This window comes from Pseudomonas sp. Pseusp97, from assembly GCF_047304025.1.
Classification (GTDB): domain Bacteria; phylum Pseudomonadota; class Gammaproteobacteria; order Pseudomonadales; family Pseudomonadaceae; genus Pseudomonas.
Genome location: NZ_JBGLYK010000072.1, coordinates 1 through 23,935 on the forward strand (window position 1 = coordinate 1; position 23,935 = coordinate 23,935).

Below are 23,935 nucleotides of genomic sequence, written 5' to 3' on the forward strand. Positions count from 1 at the left end.
AGACTGGTGCGGCCGGTGGCGCGGTCGGTGCCCGCCACGGCAACAAGACGGAAGCCGCCATCGGCGGTGGCCTGGGCGCAGCAGGCGGCCAGGTGATCGGCAACAAGATGGGCGGCACCACCGGTGGCCTGATCGGCGCGGCCCTCGGCGGCGGCGCAGGCGGCGCGCTGGGCAACCATTACGCCGACAACAACCGTGACGACGACGATGACGACTACCGCGGCTACCGTCGCGCCCGTTACGACGACCATCGTCATTACGATCGCCGCTGGCACGACAACGGTCGCCACCGTGGCTGGTACAAGCACAAGCACCACCACCGCGACTGGGATTGATCCGCGGCATAGCAACCGCGATCAGTCCACGGAAACGACGACTGACAGCCGGGCCTGATTGCCCGGCTGTTTTGTGTGCGGGACAATTCTCCCGATAATTCCTACATTCAGGTTCGCATCATGCGTAAGACTCTTTCTGTTCTGGCATTGGCCCTGCTGGCCAGCCACGCCATGGCCGACGACACCAAATCCGCCATTGGCGGCGGTGTCGGTGGCGCCCTCGGCAACGTGGTCGGTGGTGCCCTCGGCGGCTCCACCGGTGCGGCCATCGGTGCTGGCGTAGGCGGTGCCACCGACCAGCGCAAAGGACAACAGGAGCATCGAGGAGTACTTCATAGAGAGGATCTCTCTGTGGGGATGTTGGGAGCGATCCTCGGGTCGTGCGAAGGCTCTGACAAGGGCCTTCCGACGAGTAACACGACTTTCATCAAATATTGCAAGTATTTGATTTGTGGTCAGAACTTTTTCGATTTCGGGCGGTCTGAGTGTTATTCCAGGGTTCCGATTTCGGCGTGTCAGCGTCACAAATAGCCATTGAAATGATGGCTTTTCACGCAAAGTTCCCTGGCCCTTCCGAGTTTACCTTTCATCCCCTTCCTACGTGATGCAAATCCAGCGAATTTTTTCGCAGGAAGATGTGTTGCGCGTACCCGAAAGCTTCGCGAGCAAGCTCGCTCCTACAGGTTCCGGCTTACGTGCTCTTCGTAGGAGCGAGCTTGCTCGCGAACCGGAGGCAGGCGGCGCTCCGGGCGGAGCGCCGTGAGGGGCATCAAACGATACGCAGGCTCGGCCGCGCCTTCTCGAAGCGGATGGCAACGAATTTCGAAGTCGGCGTATGGCTGCCCACGCCGTGGCTGTCCAGCGGCACCAGCGGGTTGGTCTCGGGGTAGTAGGCCGCGGCCTGCCCGGCGGGAATGTCGTAGGCCAGCAGGGTGAAGCCGCTGACACGGCGGTCCACGCCGTCGGACCAGAGCGAGACCATGTCCACCTTCTCGCCGGGTTCGAAGCCCAGGCGGCGGATGTCGGCCTCGTTGGCAAACACCACCTCGCGATGACCGCGCACGCCGCGGTAGCGGTCGTCCAGGCCATAGATGGTGGTGTTGTACTGGTCGTGGGAGCGCAGCGTCTGCAGGATCAGGTGCGGCTCCTGGCCGGTCTCGCGGATCTTCGCGTGGACCAGGTCCGCCGGCAACGGGTGATGGTGGAAGTTGGCCTTGCCGCTGGCCGTATTCCAGCGCCGCGTGCCGGCCGAGTTGCCCAGGTGGAAGCCCCCGGGATTGGCCACGCGGCGGTTGAAATCGGTGAAGCCGGGGATGGTGTCGGCGATCAGGTCGCGGATGCGGTCGTAGTTGGCGATCATCGCGTCCCAGTCCACCGGGTGATTGCCCAGCGTTGCCTTGGCGATGCCGGCGATGATCGCGGGTTCGGAACGCATCTGCTTCGACGAAGGCTCCAGCTGGCCGAAGGACGCGTGGATCATGCTGAAGGAGTCTTCCACGGTCACCGCCTGCGGGCCTTCGGCCTGGCGGTCGATGTCGGTGCGGCCCAGGCACGGCAGGATCAACGCGTCACGGCCCACGGTGAGGTGGCTGCGGTTGAGCTTGGTGCTGATCTGCACGGTCAACGCGCAATTGCGCAGGGCCTGATGGGTGCGCGGGCTGTCCGGGGTCGCCTGGGCGAAGTTGCCGCCCAGGCCGATGAACACCCTGGCCTGGCCGTCGAGCATGGCGTTGATCGCCTCGACGGTGTTGTGGCCGTTCTGGCGCGGGACCGCGAATCCGAAGCGCTTTTCGATGGCGTCGAGCAAGGCGGCCGGGGGGCGGTCATTGATGCCCATGGTGCGGTCGCCCTGCACGTTGCTGTGGCCGCGCACCGGGCACAGGCCGGCGCCGGGGCGGCCGACGTTGCCGCGCAGCAGTTGCAGGCTGACCAGCTCCTGGATGGTCGCTACCGAGTGATGGTGCTGGGTAATGCCCATGGCCCAGCAGACGATCACGCGCTCGGCGCGGCGGTACATGATCGCTGCCTGTTCGATCTCCTCCAGGCTCATGCCCGACTGCCGGACGATATGGTCCCAGCTGGTGTCGTCCACGGCGGCCAGGTAGGCGTCTACGCCCTGGGTGTGCTCGGCGATGAACTCATGGTCGAACACCGCCGGCTCGCCCTTGGCCTGCGCTTCGCGCTCCCATTGCAGGAGGAACTTGGCGATGCCGCGCACGGCGGCCATGTCGCCGCCCAGCGCGGGGCGGAAGAAGGCGGTGTTCAGCGGTTCGGAGCCGTTGGTGAGCATTTCCAGCGCATGCTGCGGATGCTGGAAGCGTTCCAGGCCGCGCTCCTTCAGCGGGTTGAAGGCGACCACCTGGGCGCCGCGCTTCACCGCCTCGCGCAGCGGTTCGAGCATGCGCGGGTGGTTGGTGCCGGGATTCTGCCCGAAGACGAAGATCGCGTCGGCATGCTCGAAGTCGTCGAAGGTCACGGTGCCCTTGCCGATCCCGACGCTCTGGCCCAGGGCCACGCCGCTGGCCTCGTGGCACATGTTCGAGCAGTCGGGGAAGTTGTTGGTGCCGAAGGCGCGGACGAACAGCTGATAAAGGAACGCCGCCTCGTTGCTGGCCCGCCCCGATGTGTAGAACTCGGCCTGATTCGGGTTTTCCAGCGCATTCAGGTGCCGGGCGATCAGGGCGAAGGCATCGTCCCAGGCGATCGGCTGGTAGCGGTCGGTGGCCGGGTCGTAGCGCATCGGTTCGGTCAGGCGGCCCTGGTACTCGAGCCAGTAGTCGCTCTGCTCGCGCAGCGAGCTGACGCTGTGGCGGGCGAAGAAGGCCGGGTCGACGCGGCGCTTGGTGGCTTCCCAGTTCACCGCCTTGGCGCCGTTCTCGCAGAACTTCACCCGGCCGTCTTCCGGCGAATCGCCCCAGGCACAACCGGGGCAGTCGAAACCGCCGTTCTGGTTGGTCTTGAGCAGCGCGCGCAGGTTCTTGAACGGCTGCTTGCTGTCCAGCCAGAAGCGCGTGACGCTGATCAGCGCGCCCCAGCCGGCGGCTGCGCCCTTGTAGGGTTGGTAGCGGGGATTCTCTTGCTGCAGGCTCATGGGGTCTCTTTATTCAGAATGCGGGCGATCAGGCGGCTGGCGGAGCGGGGCTGTAGATGCGCGGCGCGCTGCGGTGCGGCAGGTGGATCAGGTTGAGGTTGTGCTCTCGGGCCCACTGCACGGTGAGCGCGGTTGGCGCGGAGAGGCTGACCAGGGTGGAGAGCCCGCCGCGCACGGCCTTGTGGATAAGTTCCAGGCTGCAGCGGCTGGTGACCACGGCGAAGCCGCCGGCCAGGTCCAGATGCTGGCGCTTGAGTGCGCCGATCAGTTTGTCGAGGGCGTTGTGGCGGCCGATGTCCTCGCGGCACAGGCGAATCTCGCCGGCGGCATCGACGAACAGCGCGGCATGCAACGCACCGCTGCGACGGCCGATCTCCTGGACGGCATTGACCCTTTCGCGCAGGTGTTCGAGGTGGGCGGCGGGCGGCAAGGGTGCTTGTGGCAGCACGGGCAAGTCGGGCAGCGCCTGGTCCAGCGCCTCGACGCCGCACAGGCCGCAACCGGTGTTCCCGGCCAGTTGCCGGCGCTGGTCCTTGAGGGCCCAGAAGGCGCGGTTGCTGACTTGCACCTCGGCGGCGATGGCATCCCCGTGGGGCGTCAGGCTCACGTCATAGATGTCGTCGATGGACTCGATGAGGCCGGCGCCGAGGCTGAAACCGTGGACGAAGTCTTCCAGGTCGTTCGGCGAGACCATCATCACCGCCTGGCTCAGCCCGTTGTAGGCAATCGCCAGGGCGATTTCCCCGGCCAGCGCGGCGTGACCGGTGGCATGCTCGGGGGTGAGTTCGGCGTAGCTGTAGCCGTCGGCAGGCGCGACGGCGTCCCGGACCGCGGCGCTGGCCGGGCGGGTGATCAGGCAAGGCATGGGCTGAGCCCTGTGGTTCTAGTAATGCGACCAGCCTATGCCGATGCCGGGGCAGCGTCTAATGGCTGCTGTCGATGTAGTGATCGACGCGCTCTATCGGTCTTTCCCGGAATCGCCCAGGAGGACCGCCGCTTCGCGGAAGCAGGCTTCGGCCAATGCCGAGCGCGGCTCGCTGCGACGCAGGATGAGGCCCAGTGGCGACAGGGTGCGCGCGTCGTCTATCGGCGTCAGGGCGAAGTGCTTGCCCTGGGCGTCCAGCCCGCTGCCCAGCGGCATGATCGCGCAGCAAAGGCCGCGCTCCACCGCCTGCACCAGTTGGTGCACGGCGTCGGTCTCCAGGCGCGCCCTTGGCGTCAGGCCGCGGCTGCGGAAACCATGGTCGATGGACTGGCGGAAGTGCATGCCGGACGAGAGCAGGCCCAGCGGCAGCTCGGCGAGGGCATCCCAGCTCAGCGTCGGGCTGTCGAACTGGAAGTGCCGGCAGTCGTGCAGCAGGCCCATGCGGGTGGCAGCCAGTTCGAGGCTCTCGAAGTGCTCGCGGTCGAGACGGTCGAGGTACGACAGGCCGAGGTCCAGCTGGTTGCGGCCGAGGCCTTCGAGGATGTTTTCCGAGCTCAGGGCGAACAGCTGGAAGCGCAGCTCCGGATGGCGCTGGGCGAACAGCTCGATCAGCCGCATGGGGTCGAAGCCTGCCAGCGGCACCAGGCCCAGGCGCAGGGTGCCGACCAGCTGGCCGCGGCAGGCGGCCGCTTCGGCGTACAGCCCGTCATGGGCCGCCAGCAGGCTGCGCGCCCACGCCAGCACACGCTCGCCGGCCTCGGTGAAACCCTCGAAGCGCTGCCCTCGGCGCACCAGCTCCAGGCCGAGTTCTTCCTCCAGGTTGCGCAGGCGCATGGACAGTGTCGGCTGGGTGACATGGCAGCGCGCCGCCGCCTGGCCGAAGTGTCGCGTTTCGTCCAGGGCGCAGAGGAATTTCAGCTGCTTGATGTCCATCGGCGGGAAGGCTCCGGGGGGCGTTCTGTCGGGTCGCGGCGGGATTGGGAGTTTTCCGTCAGGCGCTGTGGAAGTCGGCGTCTAGACTCCAGGGGCGCGCGGTCTGCCCAATGCCGGCCGCCTGTCACTGTAACCGTAGGGAGATTGGAAATGGGCATTTTTGCGTTCATGAAGGAAGCCGGCGAAAAGCTGTGGGAGAGCATTGTGGGCCAGGAGGCGCAGGCCGCCGAATCGCTCAAGGACCACATCGCCAAGGTCGGCCTGGGCAACCCGAACATCCAGGTCAGCGTCGAGGGCGACAAGGTGATCGCCACGGGAGAGGTGGCCAGCCAGGAAGAGAAGGAGAAGATCCTCCTCGCACTGGGCAACGTCGCCGGGGTTTCCGGGGTGGAGGATCACATCACGGTGGCCACGCCAGCGGCCGAGGCACGCTTCGTCACGGTGAAGAAGGGCGATACGCTCAGCGCCATCGCCAAGGCGGAGTACGGCAACGCCAACCTCTACAACAAGATTTTCGAGGCGAACAAGCCGCTGCTCAGCCATCCGGACAAGATCTATCCCGGCCAGGTGCTGCGGATTCCGGAATAATGTCGACGAGCCCGGCCCAGCGCGGGGCTCGCGGTTTCTGCCGCCGCCGATTCACAACCCTTCGAGCAGCGCCCGGTAGTCTTCCTGGGCGGCGAATTCCTCGGTGTCCTTCGGGCCCTGGCGGCTGTCCGGCTGGCGCACCGCCAGCAGCTGGGCGACGCCGAAGGTCCGCGCTGCGCGCAGGATCGGCAGGCTGTCGTCGATGAACAGGCTGCGCGCCGGATCGAAGCCGACGTCTGCCCGTAGCGCCTGCCAGAACTGCTGGTCTTCCTTGGGGAAGCCGTAGTCGTGGGAGCTGATCAGCCGGTCGAACCAGGGCGACAGCTCCACCCGCTGCATCTTCAGCGACAGCGAATCACGGTGCGCGTTGGTGATCAGCACTGCGCGCTTGCCGTGGCGGCGCAGCTCGGCGAGGAACAGGTCGGCGTCCGGGCGCAGGGCGATGAGGTCGGCGACTTCGTGCTTGAGTTCCAGCACCGACAACTTCAGCTCGCGGCTCCAGAAATCCAGGCAGTACCAGTTGAGCAGGCCTGCGTTGTCGCGGAACAGCGGCAGCAGCTCGGCGTCGGCCTCGGCGCGGCTGATGCCGTGGTGCTCGGCGTAGCGTTGCGGCAGGTGTTCGAGCCAGAAGTGATTGTCGAAATGCAGATCGAGCAGGGTGCCGTCCATGTCGAGCAGGACGGTGTCGATCTGGTTCCAGGGCAGGCGTGGCATGCTGGGCTTTCGCAAAAGGGTGTCGCAATTGCGCCGCCGATGGACGGAATCGGCGCGATATCTGACACGGAGAATCGGAAAAGGCGGGTTATCATAGCCGACCCGGCCACCCCCAGGAGTCGCCCCATGCGTCAGAAACCCACGGTCCTCGCCCGAGAGATCGTTGCCAGAAGCCGGCTCTTCGCCGTCGAGGAGCTGCAGCTGCGCTTCTCCAATGGCGTCGAGCGTACCTACGAGCGCCTGGTGGGCAAGGGGCAGGGCTACGGTGCGGTGATGGTGATCGCCATGCTCGATGCCGAACACGCCGTGCTGGTCGAGGAATACTGCGCCGGGGTCGACGAGTACCAGCTGTCGCTGCCCAAGGGCCTGGTGGAGCCGGGCGAGGACGTCCTCGATGCCGCCAACCGCGAGCTCAAGGAGGAGGCCGGCTACGGCGCCCGCCAGCTCGAATACATCACCGAGCTTTCGCTGTCGCCCGGCTACATGAGCCAGCGCATCCAGGTGGTGCTGGCCCGCGACCTCTACGAGGAATCGCTGCCCGGCGACGAGCCGGAGCCGATGGGCGTGGACAAGATAAGCCTGCGCGAGCTTTCCAGCCTCGCGCAGAATGCCCAGTTCAGTGAAGGGCGGGCCCTGGCCGCGCTCTACCTGGTGCGCGACCTGCTGACCCAACGAGGGGAATTCCAGCCGTGATGAATGCTTTTCTGCCCGCCGTGATCGACCTGGTGCACAAGGCGGGCGATGCGATCCTGCCGTTCTGGCAGGGTGACCTGGATGTCCGGAGCAAATCCGACGAATCACCGGTGACGGCCGCTGACCTCGCCGCCCATCGCGTCCTGGCCGATGGCCTGCGCACGCTGGCGCCGGATGTTCCGGTGCTGTCCGAGGAAGATTGCGACATCCCGCTGGAGCAGCGTGCGCAGTGGAGCCGCTGGTGGCTGGTGGACCCGCTCGACGGCACCAAGGAGTTCATCTCCGGCAGTGACGAATTCACCGTCAACGTCGCGCTCATCGAGCACGGCCGCGTGGTCTTCGGCGTGGTCGGCATTCCCGCCAGCGGTCGCTGCTACTACGGCGGCACCGGCCTGGGCGCCTGGCGCGAGGAGCGCGACGGCGAGCCCGAGGCCATCGAGGTGCGCACCGAGCCGGAAGACGTCTTCACCGTGGTAGCCAGCAAGCGCCACTCCAGTGCTCAGCAGGAAAGCCTGTTGTCCGGCCTCGCGCAGCATTTTGGCAACCTGAACCTGGCCAATATCGGCAGCTCGCTGAAGTTCTGCCTGCTGGCCGAAGGCTCGGCGGACTGCTACCCGCGCCTGGCGCCGACGAGTCAGTGGGACACGGCCGCCGCGCAGGGCGTGCTGGAAGGCGCTGGCGGCGAAGTGCTGGATGTGCGTGGCGAGCCTTTCACCTACGAAGCGCGCGAAGGCTTCCTCAACACCTCCTTCCTGGCGCTGCCCAAGGCCGCGCCCTGGCGCGCGGAACTGATCCAGCTGGCTCGCGCCCTGGATTAACTTCCTCCCATGTAGGAGCGAGCTTGCTCGCGAACCGGCTCGACACCGGTGTTGCCGGCCTGCTCGTTCGCGAGCAAGCTCGCTCCTACAGAAAAGCCCCCATGCAGTTGTGATCCATGCCTGAATTACCTGAAGTCGAAACTACCCGCCGGGGCATCGCGCCCCACCTCGAAGGCCAGCGTGTCAGCCGCGTGGTTGTGCGCGAGCGCCGGTTGCGTTGGCCGATCCCCGAGGATCTGGACGTACGCCTGTCCGGGCAGCGCATCGTGCAGGTCGAACGGCGCGCCAAATACCTGCTGCTCAACGCCGAGGTGGGCACGCTGATCAGCCACCTGGGCATGTCCGGCAGCCTGCGCCTGGTGGAAAGCGGCACCCCCGCCGCGCGCCACGAGCATGTGGATATCGAACTCGAATCGGGCATGGCGCTGCGCTACACCGACCCGCGCCGTTTCGGCGCGCTGCTCTGGAGCCTGACGCCACTGGAGCACGAGCTGCTGCGCCATCTCGGCCCGGAACCGCTGACCGACGCCTTCGAAGGCGAGCGCCTGTTCCAGCTGTCGCGCAACCGCAGCATGGCGGTGAAGCCCTTCATCATGGATAACGCGGTGGTGGTCGGGGTGGGCAACATCTACGCCACCGAGGCGCTGTTCGCCGCCGGCATCGACCCGCGTCGCGAGGCGGGGACCATTTCGCGGGCGCGCTACGTGAAGCTCGCCCAGGAGATCAAGCGCATCCTCGCCATCGCCATCGAGCGCGGCGGTACCACGTTGCGCGACTTCGTCGGCGGCGATGGCCAGCCCGGCTACTTCCAGCAGGAACTCTTCGCCTACGGGCGCGGCGGCGAGCCGTGCAAGGTCTGCGCTTCGACCCTGCGCGAAGTGCGCCTCGGCCAGCGCGCCAGCGTCTACTGTCCGCGCTGCCAACGCTGAGCCCGGCGACCGGCCTTAAGCTGCGCAGCCGAATCTGCCCATAACAACAATGGCCCCCGAAGAGGGGCCTTCAGGTGATCCATGTCCGGCAATTATCTGCCCCGCAACCCGTTCGCCGAGGCGCTCGGTCACAGCATGCTGCGCCTCGCCGGCTGGCGTATCGAGGGCACGCTGCCCCCGCTCGACAAGTTCGTGGTGATCGGCGCGCACCATACGTCCAACTGGGATTTCGTGCTGTTCCTGGCGGTCAAGTTCGTGCTGCGCCTGAACGCCCGCTGGTTCGGCAAGCACACCATTTTCCGCGCCCCCTTCGGCGGTCTGCTGCGCCGCTGGGGCGGCATCCCTATCCAGCGCCACCTCAAGCTGAACACCGTGGACCAGGCGATCCAGGCCTTCGCCGGCAACCGCGAAATGATGCTGATCCTTTCCCCGGAAGGCACGCGCAAGAAGGTCGAGCGCTGGAAAATGGGCTTCTACCACATCGCCCGTGGCGCCGGCGTGCCCATCGTCCTGGCGGCTCTGGACTACCCCGGCCGACGCATCGTCATCGGCGAGCCGTTCTGGCCATCCGGCGACGAGTCCGCCGACCTTGGGCGGATGCTGGCTTTCTATAGGCCTTTTGTACCGAAAAAGCCCGAATACGCATTCTTCGGCGATTGAAGGCTGTCACGCGACAAGTCATGGAGCGCTGTTATAGTTATGGCAGTCTGCCTGCCAACTAAACAAAAAAGGACTTCCTTCCATGACCCTGATCCGCACCACCGCCACTGCAATGGCACTGGTCTGTGCATTCTCGGTGCTGCCGGCTGTTGCTCAGGACGCGGTGAGCAACGTCAGCGGCGACCCGACCTACACCGTCGAGGCTCCGCCGGCCTACGCGATGATGGGCGACCTGCTGATTGCCCGTCCGCTGCTGATCGCCGCCACCGTGGTGGGCGCCGCGGCCTTCGTGGTGACCCTGCCGTTCAGCGCCGCTGGCGGCAACATCGGCGACGCCGGCAAGGCCCTGGTCGTCGAGCCGGGCAAGGCCGCCTTCGTGCGCTGCCTGGGCTGCACCACCAGCGGCTACAAGAAGGACTGATCCATCGTCCTGTTCCCCAGGCGGCGAGCCGGGTAAATCCGGTGGGTAGCCCATGAACCTGAGCGGCCTGAAGAAGCACCTGCGTCCGCTGCTTCTGCTGCTGGTCGCCGTGGTCCTGGGCTACACCTTCTGGTCCAGCGCCGGCCTGCTGCAGTTGGGAGCGGGCCTGGCGCTGTTCCTGTTCGGCATGCAGTGCCTGGAAGAGGGCCTGCGCGACCTCGCCGGCAGCCAGCTGGAACGCTGGCTGGAGAAGAGCACCGCCACTCGCGGCAAGAGCCTGCTGTTCGGCCTGTTCGGCACCTTCCTGCTGCAATCCTCGACCCTGGTTTCCCTGCTCACCATCGCCTTCATCAGCACCGGGCTGATCCAGCTGGCGGGTGGCATCGCCATTCTCTTCGGCGCCAACCTCGGCGCCACCAGCGGCATCTGGCTGCTGGCGCTGGCCGGGCAGAACCTCAGCCTGAGCCCCCTGGCGCTGCCCTTGCTGGTGTTCGGCGTGCTGATGGGCTTCAACGGCGCCAGGAGCAAGGCCGCCGGGCGCATCCTGCTGGGCATCGCCTTCATCTTCCTGGGCATCGACCAGATCAAGGACGGTTTCGGCAGCTTCGGCGATGCCATGGACATGAGCGAGCTGCGCTCGGAAGGCATGCTCGGTGCGCTGCTGTTCGTCACCTTCGGCATCCTCATCACCGTGGTGCTGCAATCCAGCCACGCGACCCTGATGCTGACCCTCGCTGCCCTCGCCGGTGGCCAACTGGAACTGGGCCAGAGCCTGGCGATCGCCATCGGCTCCAACGTCGGCAGCAGCGTCACCACGGCCTTCGTCGGCTCCCTGGGCGGCAATCGCAGCGGGCAGCGACTGGCGCTGGCGCATGTGCTGTTCAACGTGGTGACCGGGGTGCTGGCGTTCCTCCTGCTCGCGCCGCTGACCTGGCTGGTGCACTGGTTGGTCACGCCGCTGGGGCTGGCGGACAACCCGATGATCCAGCTGGCGCTGTTCCACACCCTGTTCAACGGCATGGGGGTGGTGCTGTTCTGGCCGATCCAGGGCCCGCTGGCCAACGCGCTGGTGCGCTGGCTGCCGGAGGTCGAAGAGCCGGCGGTGCTGATCACCGACATGGCGCCCGCCATGCCGACCATCGAGCGCACCCATGCGCGCTACCTCAACGACCGTGCCCTGGATTCCGCCGATGCCGCCGCCAGCGCGGTGCTGCAGGAGCTGCGCCACCTGGGGCGGCTGAGCATCGAGGTGATCTGCCACGCGCTGTATCTGCCGGTGGAGATGCTCAACCAGCCGCGGGTGGACGAAAGCCAATTGCAGGCCGCGCCGGATCGCCACGCGCTCGCCGCAGAAGTGCTTTACCAGCGCCATATCAAGGGCGTGTATGGCGACCTGCTGAGCTTCATGAGCCGCCTGGAAGTGCCGCTGGACGAGGAGCACCAGCGCTTCTGGCTGTCCTGCCAGGTGGTGGCGCTGCAACTGGTGGACGCGGTGAAGGACGCCAAGCACCTGCAGAAGAACCTCGGCCAGGCGCTGCAAGGCGAACCTTCGGCGCTGCGCGACACCTACGTCGAGCTGCGCCGGCACCTCCTCGCGATGCTGCGCGAAGTGCGCGCGCTGGGCTCGCTGCTCGGTGGCGACCTGCCGGAAGAGGCTTTGGTGGCGCGTCTGCAATTGCTCGACGAGAGCGCTGCGGAGTTCGACACGGCGTTCCGCCAGCGCCTGTTCGCGGCGGTGCGCCGGCAGGAGCTGGACGGCCTGCAGATGAGCTCGCTGATGAACGACCTGGGCTACGTCAGCCGGATCATTCAGAGCCTGCGTAACGTGCTGCAGCTGGGCACCGAACATGGCCTGTTCGATGCCCACGACGAGGACACGCCGGCCCTCATCCTTCCCTGATCAGCGCAGCGGCGCCGCCAGTTCGGTCGCAAGACCGATGCCGCGCGGGTCGCTGGCCGACTGTACTTCGCCGGACTTCTTGTTCCACAGCAGCACCTGCTGGTTGCCATAGGCGCGGCCGACGTCCTTGAGGGTGTAGCCACGGCGCTGCAGGTCGGCCATTTCGGTGGCGGTGAAGGCGCGCGGTTCGTGCTCGATCACGTCGGGCAGGAATTGATGGTGGTAGCGCGGTGAAGAAACCCAGCGCTGCACCGGCTTGCCGTCCAGGTAATCGAGCATTGCCAGCAGCACCATGCTGGGAATCCGGCTGCCGCCGGGCGTACCAAAGGCGGCCAATTCGGTGGGGCTTTCGATGAAGCTCGGGCTCATGCTCGACAGCGGGCGCTTGCCGGCGGCCACCGCGTTGGCCTGGCTGCCGGCGAGCTGATAAGCGTTGGCGCCGCTGACGTCGGTGGCAAAGTCGTCCATCTCGTCATTGAGCAGCACGCCGGTGCCGGGCACGGTGAAAGCCGCGCCGAACGGCAGGTTGACCGAGAGGGTGGCGGCCACCGCGTTGCCGTCGGCGTCCATCACCACGAAGTGGGTGGTGTGGTCGCCCTCGCGCCAGGCTGGCGCAGGCGGCAGGGCGGAGCTGGGCGTGGCGCGCTGCGGGTCGATGCCGGAGGCCAGGCGCTTCAGGTAGTCCGGCGCGAGCAATTGGTTGACCGGGTTGGCGACGCGGTCCGGATCACCCAGCAGGCCGCGATCGCGGTAGGCGCGGCGCAGGGCCTCCACCACGTAGTGCGCGCGCTGCACCGGCTCGGCCTTCTGCCAGGGCAGTTGCTGCAGCATGCCCAGGCTTTGTGCCAGTGCCACGCCGCCGGCGGAGGGCGGTGGGGCAGTGATCAGTTCGCGGCCGTCGGCCAGCGGATAGCGCAGCGCCTGGCGTTCCACGGTGCGGTAGCTGGCGAGGTCTTCCAGGCTCCACACGCCGCCGGCGGCGCGCACGCCTTCCACCAGTTTTTGCGCGGTCTCGCCTTCGTAGAAGCCGATGCGGCCGTAGCGCGCGAGCTTCTCCAGGGTGTTGGCCAGTTGCGGCTGGCGCATCAGGCTGTATTCCTCGGGCAGGTTGCCCTGGTCGAGGAAGATGCGCGCGGTCTCGCGGTCCTTGCGCATCGCGTCGAGGCGCCAGGAGGCACGGTCGATGTAGACGCGGTCGACGGACACGCCGTCGGTGGCCAGGCGGATCGCCGGCACGAGGTTGTTCGCCAGGGTCTTGCGGCCGTAGCGGCTGGTGATGTCCGCCAGGGCGGCGGGCAGGCCGGGGATGCCGGCGGCCAGCGGGCCGTTGAGCGAGAGCTGCGGGTCGGCCTTGCCGTTGCGCTCGTACATTCGCGCATGGGCAGCGAGTGGGGCGCGCTCGCGAGCGTCGATGAAGTGGTAGGTCGGCGGGCTGCCGGCCTTGCGCAGCAGGAAGAAGCCGCCGCCGCCCAGGCCCGAGCCATAGGGTTCGGCCACCGCCAGTGCGGCGGCGATGGCCACCGCGGCGTCGAAGGCATTACCGCCGTCGGCGAGCGTCTCCAGGCCGGCCACGGTAGCCGAAGGGTGCGCCGTGGCGACGCTGGCCTGGGCCGGATGTTCCGCGGCGTGCAGGGCGAAGCTCAGCAGCAGGAGGCTGCAGAAGCCGAGCAGGGAGGCGCGGGAGCGGGAGTTCAACAGGGACATGGCATCTCACGAACCGCCGGCTGGGCCGGCTGGGAAACCGAATGGGGCGAAGGTGGAGGATAGACAATCCACAACGCCCGGGGTTTGTGAGAACTCAATGAAAAAGTGTCGAAACGCGCGAAGTCAGGCTTTGCCGGTGAGCTTCTTGTACTTTTCCATCAGCTGATCCTTGCTCTCGACGTTGCTTTCGTCGAGGGGGATGCAGTCGACCGGGCAGACCTGCTGGCACTGCGGTTCGTCATAGTGACCGACGCACTCGGTGCACAGGTTCGGGTCGATGACGTAGATCTCCTCGCCCTGGGAGATCGCGGCATTGGGGCACTCGGGTTCGCAGACGTCGCAATTGATGCAATCGTCAGTGATTTTCAGGGACATCGAACAACTCCAACCATGACGGCAGCCATGGCGATCGGTAGCACAATGGTGAAATTGTGCCGCATCGGCGCGCTTAGTGCACGCGAAGGGGGAGTCAGTGGACGGAAACCGCCTTCCCTGGCGGCTCGGCGATCAGCGCTTGAAGCGCTCGGCCAGGGCGCTGGCCACCGCGGGATGCACGAACTTGGTGATGTCGCCGCCCAGCGCTGCGATCTCGCGCACCAGGGTGGAGGAGATGAAGGAATACTTCTCCGACGGCGTGAGGAACATGCTTTCCAGGTCGGGTGCGAGCTGGCGGTTCATGTTGGCCAGCTGGAACTCGTACTCGAAGTCCGACACTGCGCGCAGGCCGCGCAGCAGGATGTTGGCGTTCTGTTCCTTGGCGAAATGGGCGAGCAGCGTCGAGAAGCCGACGACTTCCACGTTGGGCAGGTGCGAGGTGACCTGGCGGGCCAGTTCCACGCGCTGTTCCAGCGGGAACAGGGGATTCTTCTTGGGGCTGGCGGCGACGGCAATGATCACCTGGTCGAACAGTCGCGAGGCGCGTTCCACCAGATCGGCATGGCCTTTGGTGATGGGGTCGAAGGTACCCGGGTACAACACTCGATTCATCGCGGCGTCCTGGTCGGCTCTTGTTGGCAGGCTGATGCAATAGCGGGCGGATGGTAACGCAGCAGGTCCGTGGGGCCAAGCGACCTTGGTAGTGCTTCCGTGAACGGACTACCTGGGATATCCGGCGAAAGACCGGCGAGTCACGCGCAGGCCCCGTGCCAGAGCCTGCGCGTGCCGGTGCCCTGGTGTAGGAGCGAGCTTGCTCGCGAACAACCTTTCCCCCGGTACATCGGAGTTAGGCGGTTCGCGAGCAAGCTCGCTCCTACAAGGAACCTTCAGTCGCGTAGGGCGCATAACCCGGAACGGGTTATCCGCCGGCCAGCACGCGGTGGATAACGCTGGCGCGTTATGCGCCCTACGGGAACGGGCTCAGGCCTTGCCCAGGCGCTTGGCCAGGGCATCGGCCAATTGCGCAGTGAGGCCGTAGACCGAGAGCTGCGGGTTGGCGCCGATGCTGGTGGGGAACAGCGAACCGTCGTGGATCGACAGGTTTTCCAGCTGGTGGTGGCGGCCGAGGCTGTCGCACACCGACTGCTTCGCATCCTCGCCCATGGCGCAGCCGCCCATCACGTGGGCGCTGCCCAGGCGAGTGCGGTACAGCTCCAGGCTCAGACCGTCGATCAGCTCGTGGGCCTCCTTGGCGCTCTTCACATAGCCGGCGTCGGCATGCAGCGGCAGCACGGCTTTGGCGCCGGCGGCGAACTGGATGTCGGCCATGGTGTGGAAGGCGCGGCGAATGCCGTCCCAGGTGTAGTCGGTCATCTGGTAGTCGAGCACCGGGGTATCGTCGCCGCGCAGGCTGACCGAGCCCGAGGCGCTGTCCGGATGGAAGCCGTCGCGCATCAGCGCCAGGATCACGTTGGTGTGCGGCAGCTGCTCCATGCGCAGGGCGTTGTCCTCGCCGAAGCGGCCGAGCAGGGTGGCACTGAGCGCCGGCTGCAGCGGCGGGACTTCGAGCTTGTAGGACATGCGCCCGGTGGCGCCGTCGTCCCACTGGAAGTGGTCGGAATAGATCGACTGCGGCGCGCCGTAGAAGGGGTTGATCACCTCGTCGAAGGTCGCTGCGCTGAAGTTCACCACGTGCAGGAAGGTGCGCTGGCCGATTCGGCCGTTCGGGTCCGGAGCCTTGGAGCGCAGGAGGATCGCCGGGGTGTTGATGCCGCCGCCGGAGAGCACGTAGTGGCGCGCCTTGATGGTGATCTTGCGGCCGGTGGGGGCGACGCAGCGCTCGTCCATGGCCGAGCATTCCAGACCGCTGACCTTGCTGCCGTCGTGCAGCAGGCGGTCGGCGCGGGCGAGGAACAGCAGTTCGCCGCCTTTCTCCAGGGTCGCCGGGATGGTGGTCACCAGCATCGACTGCTTGGCGTTGGTCGGGCAGCCCATTCCGCAGTAGCCGATGTTCCAGCAGCCACGGACGTTGCGCGGGATGACCTTCCAGTGCAGGCCGAGCTTCTCGCAGCCGTTGCGGATCACGTCGTTGTTGGCGTTGGGCGGCATGATCCAGGGCGCGACGCCCAGGCGCTGCTCCATCTTCTCGAACCAGGGCGCCATCTCGGCGACGCTGTGGCCCTTCACGCCGTGTTCCCTGGCCCAGTGATCCAGGGTCGGCTCGGGAGTGCGGAAGCTGGAGGTCCAGTTGACCAGCGTGGTGCCGCCCACGGCGCGGCCCTGGAGGATGGTGATGGCGCCATCCTTGCTCATGCGGCCGATGCCTTCCTGGTAGAGGCTGGGGTAGGCGTCGGATTCCTGCATCTTGAAGTCGCTGCTGGTCTTGAGCGGGCCTTCTTCCACCAGCAGCACCTTGTAGCCGGCGGCGCTCAAGGCTTCGGCGGTGGTGCCGCCGCCGGCGCCGGTGCCGACGATGACGACATCGGCTTCCAGGGTCAGGTCCTTGTCCAGGCGCGAGCCGTTGTGGACTTTCCAGCCGCGGGCCAGGCCCTCGGCGAACAGATCGGGTACAGGCATCGGGATGTCTCTTTCGGCGAGTTCTTGTTGTTCTGGCGAAATCAGATTTTCGGCGGGCCGGGGTAGCCGCAGTGGCCCCAGGATTCCGTGCGGCCGTACCAGGCCATCATCACCAGTTGCAGCAGCGAGCTGTGGCCCATCTTCAGCAGGGAGATGGAGCTGTTCTGCCAGCGCGAGAGGAAGTGCTTCACGTCGTCCGCGCTGGCGTTGTCCCAGCTGCCCCAGATGCCGGTGAGCGGCCCGCGGGTGATCGGCAGGGCGAGCACGTCGAACAGTTGCACGGTGAGCTTGAGCATTTCCGGGGAGAGGTGGTCGAGGCTGTTGTCCAGGCTTTCGATGGTGCCTTTGACCGCCTCGGCCATGCGCTCGGCGGGCACGGCGCCGGCCAGCATCACCGGGATCAATGCGCGCAGGAATGGCATGTCGGAGTCGCGCAGCACGGCGAATCCGTTGGCCGGGGTACTGGCCGAACAGCCGCTCAGGCTGGCAGTAACGCCCGCCGTGGCGAGGAAGGCCCCGCCCAGCAGGCCGATCTTGAGCACGCCGCGCCGGGAGAGTCCCGGCGCGCTCAGGGAGGTGTCTGTCATTCTTGTTCTGTCACCTGTGATTGATGGGAGCGGTCAGCGGATGAACAGCTTGTAGACCAGTTTCTGCAACGACTTGCCGTAGGGTGGGTAGATCACCCGTGCGGCGTTGAAGCGCGGCTTGCTGAACACACCCTTGGCCTTGGAGAAAGTCAGGAAGCCTTCGTGGCCGTGGTAGTGGCCCATGCCGGACGGGCCGACGCCGCCGAAGGGCATGTCATCCTGGGCGACGTGCAGCAGGGTGTCGTTCAGGCACACCCCGCCCGAATGGGTCTGGGCCAGCACGTGGTCCTGCTCGCGCTTGTCGTAGCCGAAGAAGTACAGCGCCAGCGGGCGGTCGCGTTCGTTGATGTAGCTGAGCGCCTGGTCGAGGTTCTGGTAGGGGATCACCGGGAGCAGCGGGCCGAAGATCTCTTCCTGCATGATCTTCATCTCGTCGGTCACGTTCAGCACCAGCGCCTGCGGCAGGCGGCGGCCCTGGGCCTGCGGGAACAGCGGCACGACGGTGGCGCCGCGCGCCTGGGCGTCGGCGAGGTAGCTGTTCAGGCGTGCGAGCTGGCGCTCGTTGATGATCGCGGTGTAGTCGGGGTTGTTCTCCAGTTTCGGGAAGAAGCCCTGGACCACCTGGCGGTAGCTCTCGACGAACTCATCGACGCGGTGCTGCGGCACCAGCACGTAGTCCGGCGCCACGCAGGTCTGGCCGGCGTTGAGCGACTTGCCGAAGGCGATGCGCTCGGCGGCGTCCTTCATCGGCACACTGGCGGAGACGATCGCCGGCGACTTGCCGCCCAGTTCCAGGGTGACCGGAGTGAGGTTCTCGGCGGCAGCGCGCATCACGTGCTTGCCGACGCTGGTGGCGCCGGTGAACAGCAGGTGATCGAAGGGCAGCTTGGAGAAGGCCACGCCGACATCCACCTCACCCTGCACCACGGCGACCAGGTCCTCGGGGAACACCTTGCCCAGCAGTGCTTTCAGCACGCGGGCGGACTCGGGGGTGGACTCGCTCATCTTGATCATCACCCGGTTGCCGGCGGCGAGCGCGCCGGTCAGCGGGCCGATGGCGAGGAACAGCGGGTAATTCCACGGCACGATCACGCCGACCACGCCCAGCGGCTGGTAGATGACCTTGGCCGAGGCCGGCATGAACTGCATGCCCACCGAGCGGCGCGAGGGCTTCATCCACTTCTTCACGCGCTTGGCCGCGTAGTGCACGCCGTGCAGGCTGGGGAGCACTTCGGCGAGCAGGGTCTCGTCGGCGGAGCGGTTGCTGAAGTCGGCGTTGATCGCCTCGATGATTGCCTTCTGCTCGGTCACCAGCAGGTTGGCGAGGCTCTTCAGCCACTGGATGCGCTGGCCGGCCTCGGGCATCGGGTTGGCGCGGTACGCCTGGCGCTGGCGTTCTAGAAGGGTTTCCAGCTGACTGATCTGCTGCTGGGTCTGCTGCAGGTAGGCGATATCGGCAACCATGACGGGCTCCTGGCGCAAGCGTGGTGGGGAGGTTCTCCGATGGTTCTCACAGGAATCCCGGATGCCTCGCGTTTTTATGCTGTCGCTGGATTTTTAGAGCAATTGCTCTAGAGTGTCAATCAGCATGCCGTTTCCGCGCCGCCAGGCCCAGCCAACGAAAAGTTGGGCGCGTCCGCCAGTTGTGTCAGGTGGTAGCAATCGGTGTACCTTTGCGTCCGCGCAATCCGCTTCGACGAGTTTCGGCAATGGCACCACGCATCAATACCCGTGACCGCATCGCCCAGGCCAGCCTCGAGCTGTTCAATGCCCAGGGCGAGCGCAGCGTCACCACCAACCACATCGCCGCGCACCTGGGCATCTCGCCGGGCAACCTGTACTACCACTACCGCAACAAGCAGGTGATCATCGCCCAGCTGTTCGCCGAGTACGAAAGCCACGTCGATCAGTTCCTGCACCTGCCCGAGGGCCGCGCGCTGACGGTGGAGGACAAGACCTTCTATCTGGAAGCGCTGCTCGCCGCGATGTGGCACTACCGCTTCCTGCACCGTGACCTGGAGCACCTGCTGGATTCGGACCCGGAGCTGGCCGCCGGCTATCGCGCCTTCGCCCGCCGCGCGATGGACAACGCCAAGGCGATCTACCGCGGCTTCGTCGACGCCGGCATCCTGCTGATGGACGAGCCCCAGCTCGAAGCCCTGACCCTCAATGCCTGGATCATCCTCACCTCCTGGGTGCGCTACCTGTGCACCACCCGCGAAGTGGCCGGCGACCTCAGCGAGGCGCTGATGCGGCGCGGCATCTACCAGGTGCTGGCGCTGGAGAGCGGCCACATCGCCCCGGCGTTCCACGAGGAGGTGGCGGCGGTGTTCGACCGGCTGTACGTGCCGCTGGAAGACTGACCTTCAATCGGCGGATAACCGTGAACGGTTATCCGCCCTACGCCCAACTTCTGCGCTGGTCTACGTCCCTCACTCCAGTGACGTAGGGCGCATAACGCGCCAGCGTTATCCGCCGACCGCACCGTCCAACATGTCAGGCATCTACCTTGCGCGGCCCCGGCACGCGTGGCCGGCGCAGGGCGATGCCATGGCGCAGGAAGAACTCCTCCACGCCCTCGGTGGCGTCGGTGTAGAGCGTACGGTTCGGGTGATCGGCGAGGAAGCGCGCCATCAGCGCAAGGCCGATTCCGCGCGACTGATAGCCCGGCAGCACGGCGATTTCCGCCAGCCAGGTGGTCTGCGCCGTCTCGCTCTCCGCGCGCAGCAGGCCGAGCACCTGCTCGCCGTCCACGGCCAGCAGGAAGTAGCTGGAAAACTCGTAGAGATCGCGCAATTCCGCCTGGGTGCCGGGTGAGCCCCAGCCCACGGCGCGGTACAGCGCGGCGATGCCCGCGCACTGGGCATCGCTCAATGCCTGGTTGTGCAGAATCGTCAGCGGCGTGTCGAGCATGGCGGCGCTCCTTCCTGGCGTTTCCTTCCGGGTGCAGCTCCAGTCTGCCTCATTCCCACGCCCGCTGGATGACCCAGCGCAGTCAGGACTTCCACCGCTCGCGCAGCCACTGCGGGATACGGCGCTCCAGGTAGTAGTCCGGGCGCGCGGGCGAGCCGCCGATGAAGCCGACATGACCACCCCGGGGCAGCAGCTCCATCTGCGTCGAAGCGGACAACTCGTCCAGCTGCGGCACGCTGCGGGCGTGGATGAACGGATCGTCGCTGGACTGGATGATCAGCGTCGGCACGCGGATGCCGCCCAGGTAATAGCGGCTGGAGGCGCGCCGGTAGTAATCATGAACGTCGGTGAAGCCGTGCAGCGGCGCGGTCACCCGGTCGTCGAAGTCCCAGAAGGTGCGCATGCCGTCGAGGGGCCCCAGGCGCTCCAGCGCGGCGAGGTTTTCCGCGTGGCCGGCAGCGGCAAAGGCCTGGCGCTTGGTCTGCACGTAGGCGGTAAGCTCGCGCATGAAGTGCGCCTGGTAGACCCTGGAGAAACCGATGCCGATGCGGTCGGCGCACTGGTCCAGGCGGAAGGGCACCGACACCGCCACCGCGCCCTTCAGCGGGCAGCTCTGCGCGGATTCGCCCAGGTACTTGAGCAGCACGTTGCCGCCCAGCGAATAGCCCACCGCGTAGAGCGGCGCCATTGGCCGCCTGGCGCGGACGTGGGCGACCACCGAGGCAAGGTCCTCGCTGACGCCCGAGTGATAGCCGCGCGGCAACAGGTTCGACTCGCCCGAGCAGCCGCGCCAGTTCAGTGCGACGCTGGCCCAGCCCTGCGCCGCCAGCTGTTGCTGAAGGCCGAGGATGTAGTGCGAGGACGACGAGCCGGTCAGCCCGTGCAGCGCCAGCACCAGCGGGGCTTGGGCCTCGTGCGGACCGTGCCAGTCGAGGTCGATGAAATCGCCATCGTCCAGCCACAGGCGCTCGCGGGTGCGTTCGAGGCTGGGCGCCTTGCGCAGCAGCGAGCCGTAGAGAGTCTGCAGGTGCGGGCCGGGCAACCACCAGGCGGGCTTGAACGGGGAGGGTATAGTCATCACGGATCGAATGGGGTCGACGAGTTGTGATAGTAACGCCAAGTCGGCCGTGCGATGGATGCCTTGTGCATCCGCCGCCAGCAAAACCCACGCAAGGGAGGGGATGGAATGTGGAAGAAAATCGCGGCGTTGAGCCTGCTGCTCTGGCTCGCCGCGTGCGGCGAACCGGTGCCGCAGGAGCACAAGTCATACGTCGGCCTGTGGACCGCGCCGCAGATGAGCCTGCTGGTCACGGCTGACGGACGTGTCGCCTACAAGCGGGTCTCAGGAAGTACGTCGAAGTCCATCGAGGCGCCGATCAAGCGCTACGAATCCGACGGTTTCACCGTGGGTTTCGGCCCCTTCGACACGCACTTCAAGGTCTCCAAGCCGCCCTACCAGGACGGCAACCAATGGAAGATGGTGGTCGACGGCGTGGAGCTGGTGCGCACCAGCACCGTGGATGTCGGCAAGTCGATCTGATCTCTGCAACTGCTGTAACAGGTCGCGCCGGGATGGCCGACCGCTTCAACCGACATGAGGATTGTCACGAATGTTCAGCCGCTGGGTTTTCCTGTCCGCACTTTCTCTTGCCCTTCCCACATTGGCCTGTGCCGAGAGCGCCTCGCCCGGCCTTCATGAGGCGCCGCCTGGCGCCGAGCAGGGCGATGCTCGCGGCGAGCAACTGTTCGACGAATTCACCCGCCTGCACCAGACCGCCGAGACGGGCGAGCCGCAAGCCCTGTTCGATTTCGGCGCGTACTTCTACCAGCAGCAGAACTACGCGGGCGCGCGCAAATGGTGGGGCAAGGCCGCCGAGGCGGGAATGTCCCGTGCGCAGGTCCAACTGGCCATGCTCTATCGCGACGGTGACGGCGGCCCCGAGGACAAGGCCGAAGCGGCACGCTGGTTCCGCAAGGCCGCGGAACAGGGCGACGTCGGCGCGCAGAACGAGATGGGCGTCCTCTACTGGAGCGGTGAAGGCGTCGACAAGGACCGGGTGAAGGCAGGCACCTGGTTCGAACGCGCGGCCGAAGCCGGCAGCGAAGACGCCGAGACCAACCTGGGATGGTTCTACCTGGACGATTCGCAGGGAGTGTTCGACGCCGCCAGCGACGAAGAAGCCGCCCTGCTGGACCGCTACGCCGCCAGCCGCGAAAAGGCCTTCCAGTGGTTCTGCAAGGCGGCGAGCCAGGGCAATGCCCGTGCCCAGTTCAAGGTTGGCGAGGCCTACTGGAACGGCTCCGGTGCGGGCATGAACAAGTTGCAGGCGCGCCTGTGGCTGGAAAAGGCCGCGCAGCAACAGGACGCGGAAGCCATCGCCTGGCTGAAGAGTGCCGGGGAAACGGCCTGGTACACCCGACTGGAGAATTGGACCCACGCCGCTCTGGATGGCGAGCTGTCCGGCACTGCCGATTGCTCGGGGGCGGCGGATCGTCGTCATGCCAATCGCGTGGAAAGAGCGTCGTCCGAGCCCGAAGCCGTGGAAGCCAGTGCGGCCGAGGCAGCAGAGGCAGCAGAGGCAGTAGACGCAGTAGACGCGGCACAACCCGCTAGCCAGTAAGGCTCGCTACCAGCCGAACTCGTTGGCCAGGTCTTCCGCGCGGCGGGCGTCGCCGAGCAACAGCGTCAGTTCGCCGATCAGTTCGCGGCGGTAGAGCGGGTTGACGCTGTAGTCCTCGGCGAAGATGTCTTCGCCAGCCCCTCGCCACACCCGGGCGAAGGTGGCGAGGCAGGCGGTCATCTGCCAGAGATCATCGAACATTGGCGCGGGGTCCCAGGGGCCGCCGTGCTGGTCGAAGAGGATACGGCCGCTGGAGCATTCGAAGACGAAGGGATCGGCACCCTGGTCCGCCACCACTATCCAGTCATCACTCCATCTCGCCAGCCGCTCGCCAGTCAGCCCGTGCCAGCGGTAGCCGGCCTGCTGCCTCCACAGCTTCGCCAGCGAGGGAATGAAGAACGGATTGCCGGCGGTGTCCAGGGTGCAGTCGCACGGACCGACTTCGCGGTAGAAGCGTTCCAGCTCGCCGGGCAGGGCGATGTCGCCGGCCCAGTCACTGGCGGGCTGTTCGAAACAGCGCTCATCCAGCGCCAGCAATAGTTCACGGATCGGGAGCGGGGTGGTGGTCATGCGTCAGCTGTCCATTGCTTTCGATTGATCGTGCTGTTTTCCCTTCTGAACCGGGGACTCCCCGAAGGGGCGAACCGTTGCACTTTCTGCAACGGTCCGAAGCTTGTCAGGCGTCTTCCCGCTGCCACAATGCATAATGCACCGAGCCTGCCGTCTTCTCCCGGTGCAGTCGCCAGTTGCCGGGCAGGCCGAGGCTGGAGGGCACGGTTTCGCTTTCGGTGTAGATCCACGCGTCCTTGGCCAGCCAGCCGCGTTCTTCCAGCAGGCGGCAGGCGTTCTGCAGCAGGTCCTGGTGGAAGGGCGGGTCGAGGAAGACCAGGTCGAAGGCCTGGGACGCCGGGGCGTCGAGGTAGCGCAGCGAGTCGGTCATCAACAGCTGGCCGTTGCCGCACTTGAGCGTATCGAGGGTGCTGCGCAGGGCGGCCACGGCTTCGCCGTTGGTGTCCAGCGCGAGGCCCAGGCTGGCGCCACGGGACAATGCCTCGAGGAACAGCGCACCGCTGCCGGCGAAGGGGTCGAGCACGCGGGCGCCGGGGACGTAGGCGGCAAGCCAGTTGAACAGGGTCTCGCGCACCCGGTCC

Annotated in this window: 26 protein-coding genes and 1 pseudogene; 12 read left to right on the forward strand and 15 right to left on the reverse strand. The window is 66.5% G+C overall.

The genetic code is table 11. The features are described from left to right. A pseudogene (locus ACCC94_RS14210) lies at window positions 1–335 on the forward strand (hypothetical protein); the annotation flags it as partial. A gap of 21 nt (window positions 336–356) precedes the next feature. Here ACCC94_RS14210 and ACCC94_RS14215 read toward each other — a convergent pair. Then, window positions 357–671 (reverse strand): hypothetical protein, encoded by a 315-nt coding sequence (locus ACCC94_RS14215; protein ID WP_413350172.1) that lies wholly within the window; start codon window positions 669–671, stop codon window positions 357–359. Between ACCC94_RS14215 and ACCC94_RS14220 the strand changes: the two genes are divergently transcribed. Beyond that, window positions 564–866, forward strand: coding sequence for a hypothetical protein (locus ACCC94_RS14220; RefSeq protein ID WP_413350171.1), 303 nt, complete (start codon window positions 564–566; stop codon window positions 864–866). The genes ACCC94_RS14215 and ACCC94_RS14220 overlap by 108 nt on opposite strands. Before the next feature lie 238 nt (window positions 867–1,104). On the opposite strand, the gene ACCC94_RS14225 is transcribed toward ACCC94_RS14220, so the two are convergent. From ACCC94_RS14225 to ACCC94_RS14235, 3 genes are all read right to left on the reverse strand, one after another. Then, on the reverse strand, window positions 1,105–3,426 hold the full coding sequence (locus ACCC94_RS14225) for an FdhF/YdeP family oxidoreductase (protein WP_413350149.1): 2,322 nt from the start codon (window positions 3,424–3,426) through the stop codon (window positions 1,105–1,107). 28 nt (window positions 3,427–3,454) lie between these two features. Then, the gene (gene fdhD, locus ACCC94_RS14230; protein ID WP_413350150.1) at window positions 3,455–4,291 is read right to left on the reverse strand and encodes a formate dehydrogenase accessory sulfurtransferase FdhD; all 837 of its coding nucleotides are present in this window, start codon (window positions 4,289–4,291) and stop codon (window positions 3,455–3,457) included. A gap of 93 nt (window positions 4,292–4,384) precedes the next feature. Further along, window positions 4,385–5,284, reverse strand: a complete 900-nt coding sequence (locus ACCC94_RS14235) for a LysR family transcriptional regulator (RefSeq protein ID WP_413350151.1) — start codon at window positions 5,282–5,284, stop codon at window positions 4,385–4,387. Between the two features lie 150 nt (window positions 5,285–5,434). Here ACCC94_RS14235 and lysM point away from each other — a divergent pair, with 150 nt between their 5' ends. After that, window positions 5,435–5,872, forward strand: a complete 438-nt coding sequence (lysM, locus tag ACCC94_RS14240; RefSeq protein ID WP_413350152.1) for a peptidoglycan-binding protein LysM — start codon at window positions 5,435–5,437, stop codon at window positions 5,870–5,872. Window positions 5,873–5,923: 51 nt separating this feature from the next. Here the strand turns inward: lysM and yrfG are convergent, their stop codons facing one another. Next, the gene (gene yrfG, locus ACCC94_RS14245; RefSeq protein WP_413350153.1) at window positions 5,924–6,586 is read right to left on the reverse strand and encodes a GMP/IMP nucleotidase; all 663 of its coding nucleotides are present in this window, start codon (window positions 6,584–6,586) and stop codon (window positions 5,924–5,926) included. Window positions 6,587–6,712: 126 nt separating this feature from the next. On the opposite strand from yrfG, the gene nudE reads away from it, so the two are divergent. The 6 genes from nudE (at window position 6,713) to ACCC94_RS14275 (ending at window position 12,007) form a co-directional block, all read left to right on the forward strand. Beyond that, the gene (nudE, locus tag ACCC94_RS14250) at window positions 6,713–7,279 is read left to right on the forward strand and encodes an ADP compounds hydrolase NudE (protein WP_413350154.1); all 567 of its coding nucleotides are present in this window, start codon (window positions 6,713–6,715) and stop codon (window positions 7,277–7,279) included. Beyond that, the gene (gene cysQ / locus ACCC94_RS14255; RefSeq protein ID WP_413350155.1) at window positions 7,279–8,097 is read left to right on the forward strand and encodes a 3'(2'),5'-bisphosphate nucleotidase CysQ; all 819 of its coding nucleotides are present in this window, start codon (window positions 7,279–7,281) and stop codon (window positions 8,095–8,097) included. The genes nudE and cysQ overlap by 1 nt, the downstream gene beginning before the upstream one ends. A gap of 116 nt (window positions 8,098–8,213) precedes the next feature. Then, window positions 8,214–9,026, forward strand: coding sequence for a bifunctional DNA-formamidopyrimidine glycosylase/DNA-(apurinic or apyrimidinic site) lyase (gene mutM / locus ACCC94_RS14260; protein WP_413350156.1), 813 nt, complete (start codon window positions 8,214–8,216; stop codon window positions 9,024–9,026). An 81-nt stretch (window positions 9,027–9,107) separates the two neighbouring features. Beyond that, on the forward strand, window positions 9,108–9,686 hold the full coding sequence (locus ACCC94_RS14265; protein ID WP_413350157.1) for a lysophospholipid acyltransferase family protein: 579 nt from the start codon (window positions 9,108–9,110) through the stop codon (window positions 9,684–9,686). Window positions 9,687–9,768: 82 nt separating this feature from the next. Continuing rightward, window positions 9,769–10,107, forward strand: a complete 339-nt coding sequence (locus ACCC94_RS14270) for a multidrug transporter (protein ID WP_413350158.1) — start codon at window positions 9,769–9,771, stop codon at window positions 10,105–10,107. 52 nt (window positions 10,108–10,159) lie between these two features. After that, window positions 10,160–12,007: a Na/Pi cotransporter family protein gene (locus ACCC94_RS14275; protein ID WP_413350159.1), complete on the forward strand. Its 1,848-nt coding sequence runs from the start codon at window positions 10,160–10,162 to the stop codon at window positions 12,005–12,007. Here ACCC94_RS14275 and ggt read toward each other — a convergent pair whose 3' ends face one another. The 6 genes from ggt to ACCC94_RS14305 form a co-directional block, all read right to left on the reverse strand. Next, window positions 12,008–13,711, reverse strand: coding sequence for a gamma-glutamyltransferase (gene ggt / locus ACCC94_RS14280; RefSeq protein ID WP_413350160.1), 1,704 nt, complete (start codon window positions 13,709–13,711; stop codon window positions 12,008–12,010). A 123-nt stretch (window positions 13,712–13,834) separates the two neighbouring features. Then, entirely contained in the window at window positions 13,835–14,086 is a 252-nt protein-coding gene (locus ACCC94_RS14285) for a YfhL family 4Fe-4S dicluster ferredoxin (RefSeq protein WP_017521427.1), read from the reverse strand. A gap of 132 nt (window positions 14,087–14,218) precedes the next feature. Continuing rightward, window positions 14,219–14,698, reverse strand: a complete 480-nt coding sequence (gene coaD, locus ACCC94_RS14290) for a pantetheine-phosphate adenylyltransferase (protein WP_024767001.1) — start codon at window positions 14,696–14,698, stop codon at window positions 14,219–14,221. Window positions 14,699–15,067: 369 nt separating this feature from the next. After that, window positions 15,068–16,663, reverse strand: a complete 1,596-nt coding sequence (locus tag ACCC94_RS14295; protein ID WP_413350161.1) for a GMC family oxidoreductase N-terminal domain-containing protein — start codon at window positions 16,661–16,663, stop codon at window positions 15,068–15,070. Between the two features lie 41 nt (window positions 16,664–16,704). Next, complete coding sequence (locus ACCC94_RS14300) at window positions 16,705–17,250, reverse strand: twin-arginine translocation pathway signal protein (protein ID WP_413350162.1); 546 nt, start codon at window positions 17,248–17,250, stop codon at window positions 16,705–16,707. A 33-nt stretch (window positions 17,251–17,283) separates the two neighbouring features. Further along, window positions 17,284–18,714, reverse strand: a complete 1,431-nt coding sequence (locus ACCC94_RS14305; protein WP_413350163.1) for a coniferyl aldehyde dehydrogenase — start codon at window positions 18,712–18,714, stop codon at window positions 17,284–17,286. A 245-nt stretch (window positions 18,715–18,959) separates the two neighbouring features. Here ACCC94_RS14305 and ACCC94_RS14310 point away from each other — a divergent pair, with 245 nt between their 5' ends. Further along, window positions 18,960–19,613, forward strand: coding sequence for a TetR/AcrR family transcriptional regulator (locus ACCC94_RS14310; RefSeq protein ID WP_413350164.1), 654 nt, complete (start codon window positions 18,960–18,962; stop codon window positions 19,611–19,613). 133 nt (window positions 19,614–19,746) lie between these two features. On the opposite strand, the gene ACCC94_RS14315 is transcribed toward ACCC94_RS14310, so the two are convergent. Next, the gene (locus ACCC94_RS14315) at window positions 19,747–20,163 is read right to left on the reverse strand and encodes a GNAT family N-acetyltransferase (RefSeq protein WP_413350165.1); all 417 of its coding nucleotides are present in this window, start codon (window positions 20,161–20,163) and stop codon (window positions 19,747–19,749) included. A gap of 82 nt (window positions 20,164–20,245) precedes the next feature. Continuing rightward, a complete protein-coding gene (locus tag ACCC94_RS14320) occupies window positions 20,246–21,241 on the reverse strand; it encodes a hydrolase (RefSeq protein WP_413350166.1) in 996 nt (331 codons plus the stop codon). A 108-nt stretch (window positions 21,242–21,349) separates the two neighbouring features. On the opposite strand from ACCC94_RS14320, the gene ACCC94_RS14325 reads away from it, so the two are divergent. Both ACCC94_RS14325 and ACCC94_RS14330 read left to right on the forward strand, forming a co-directional pair. Beyond that, on the forward strand, window positions 21,350–21,703 hold the full coding sequence (locus ACCC94_RS14325) for a hypothetical protein (RefSeq protein ID WP_413350167.1): 354 nt from the start codon (window positions 21,350–21,352) through the stop codon (window positions 21,701–21,703). A 70-nt stretch (window positions 21,704–21,773) separates the two neighbouring features. Beyond that, entirely contained in the window at window positions 21,774–22,784 is a 1,011-nt protein-coding gene (locus tag ACCC94_RS14330) for a tetratricopeptide repeat protein (RefSeq protein WP_413350168.1), read from the forward strand. A 6-nt stretch (window positions 22,785–22,790) separates the two neighbouring features. On the opposite strand, the gene ACCC94_RS14335 is transcribed toward ACCC94_RS14330, so the two are convergent. Both ACCC94_RS14335 and rsmD read right to left on the reverse strand, forming a co-directional pair. Continuing rightward, complete coding sequence (locus tag ACCC94_RS14335) at window positions 22,791–23,354, reverse strand: hypothetical protein (protein WP_413350169.1); 564 nt, start codon at window positions 23,352–23,354, stop codon at window positions 22,791–22,793. A gap of 106 nt (window positions 23,355–23,460) precedes the next feature. After that, window positions 23,461–23,935: 16S rRNA (guanine(966)-N(2))-methyltransferase RsmD (rsmD, locus tag ACCC94_RS14340; protein ID WP_413350170.1), on the reverse strand; the 475-nt coding region annotated here is incomplete at its 5' end.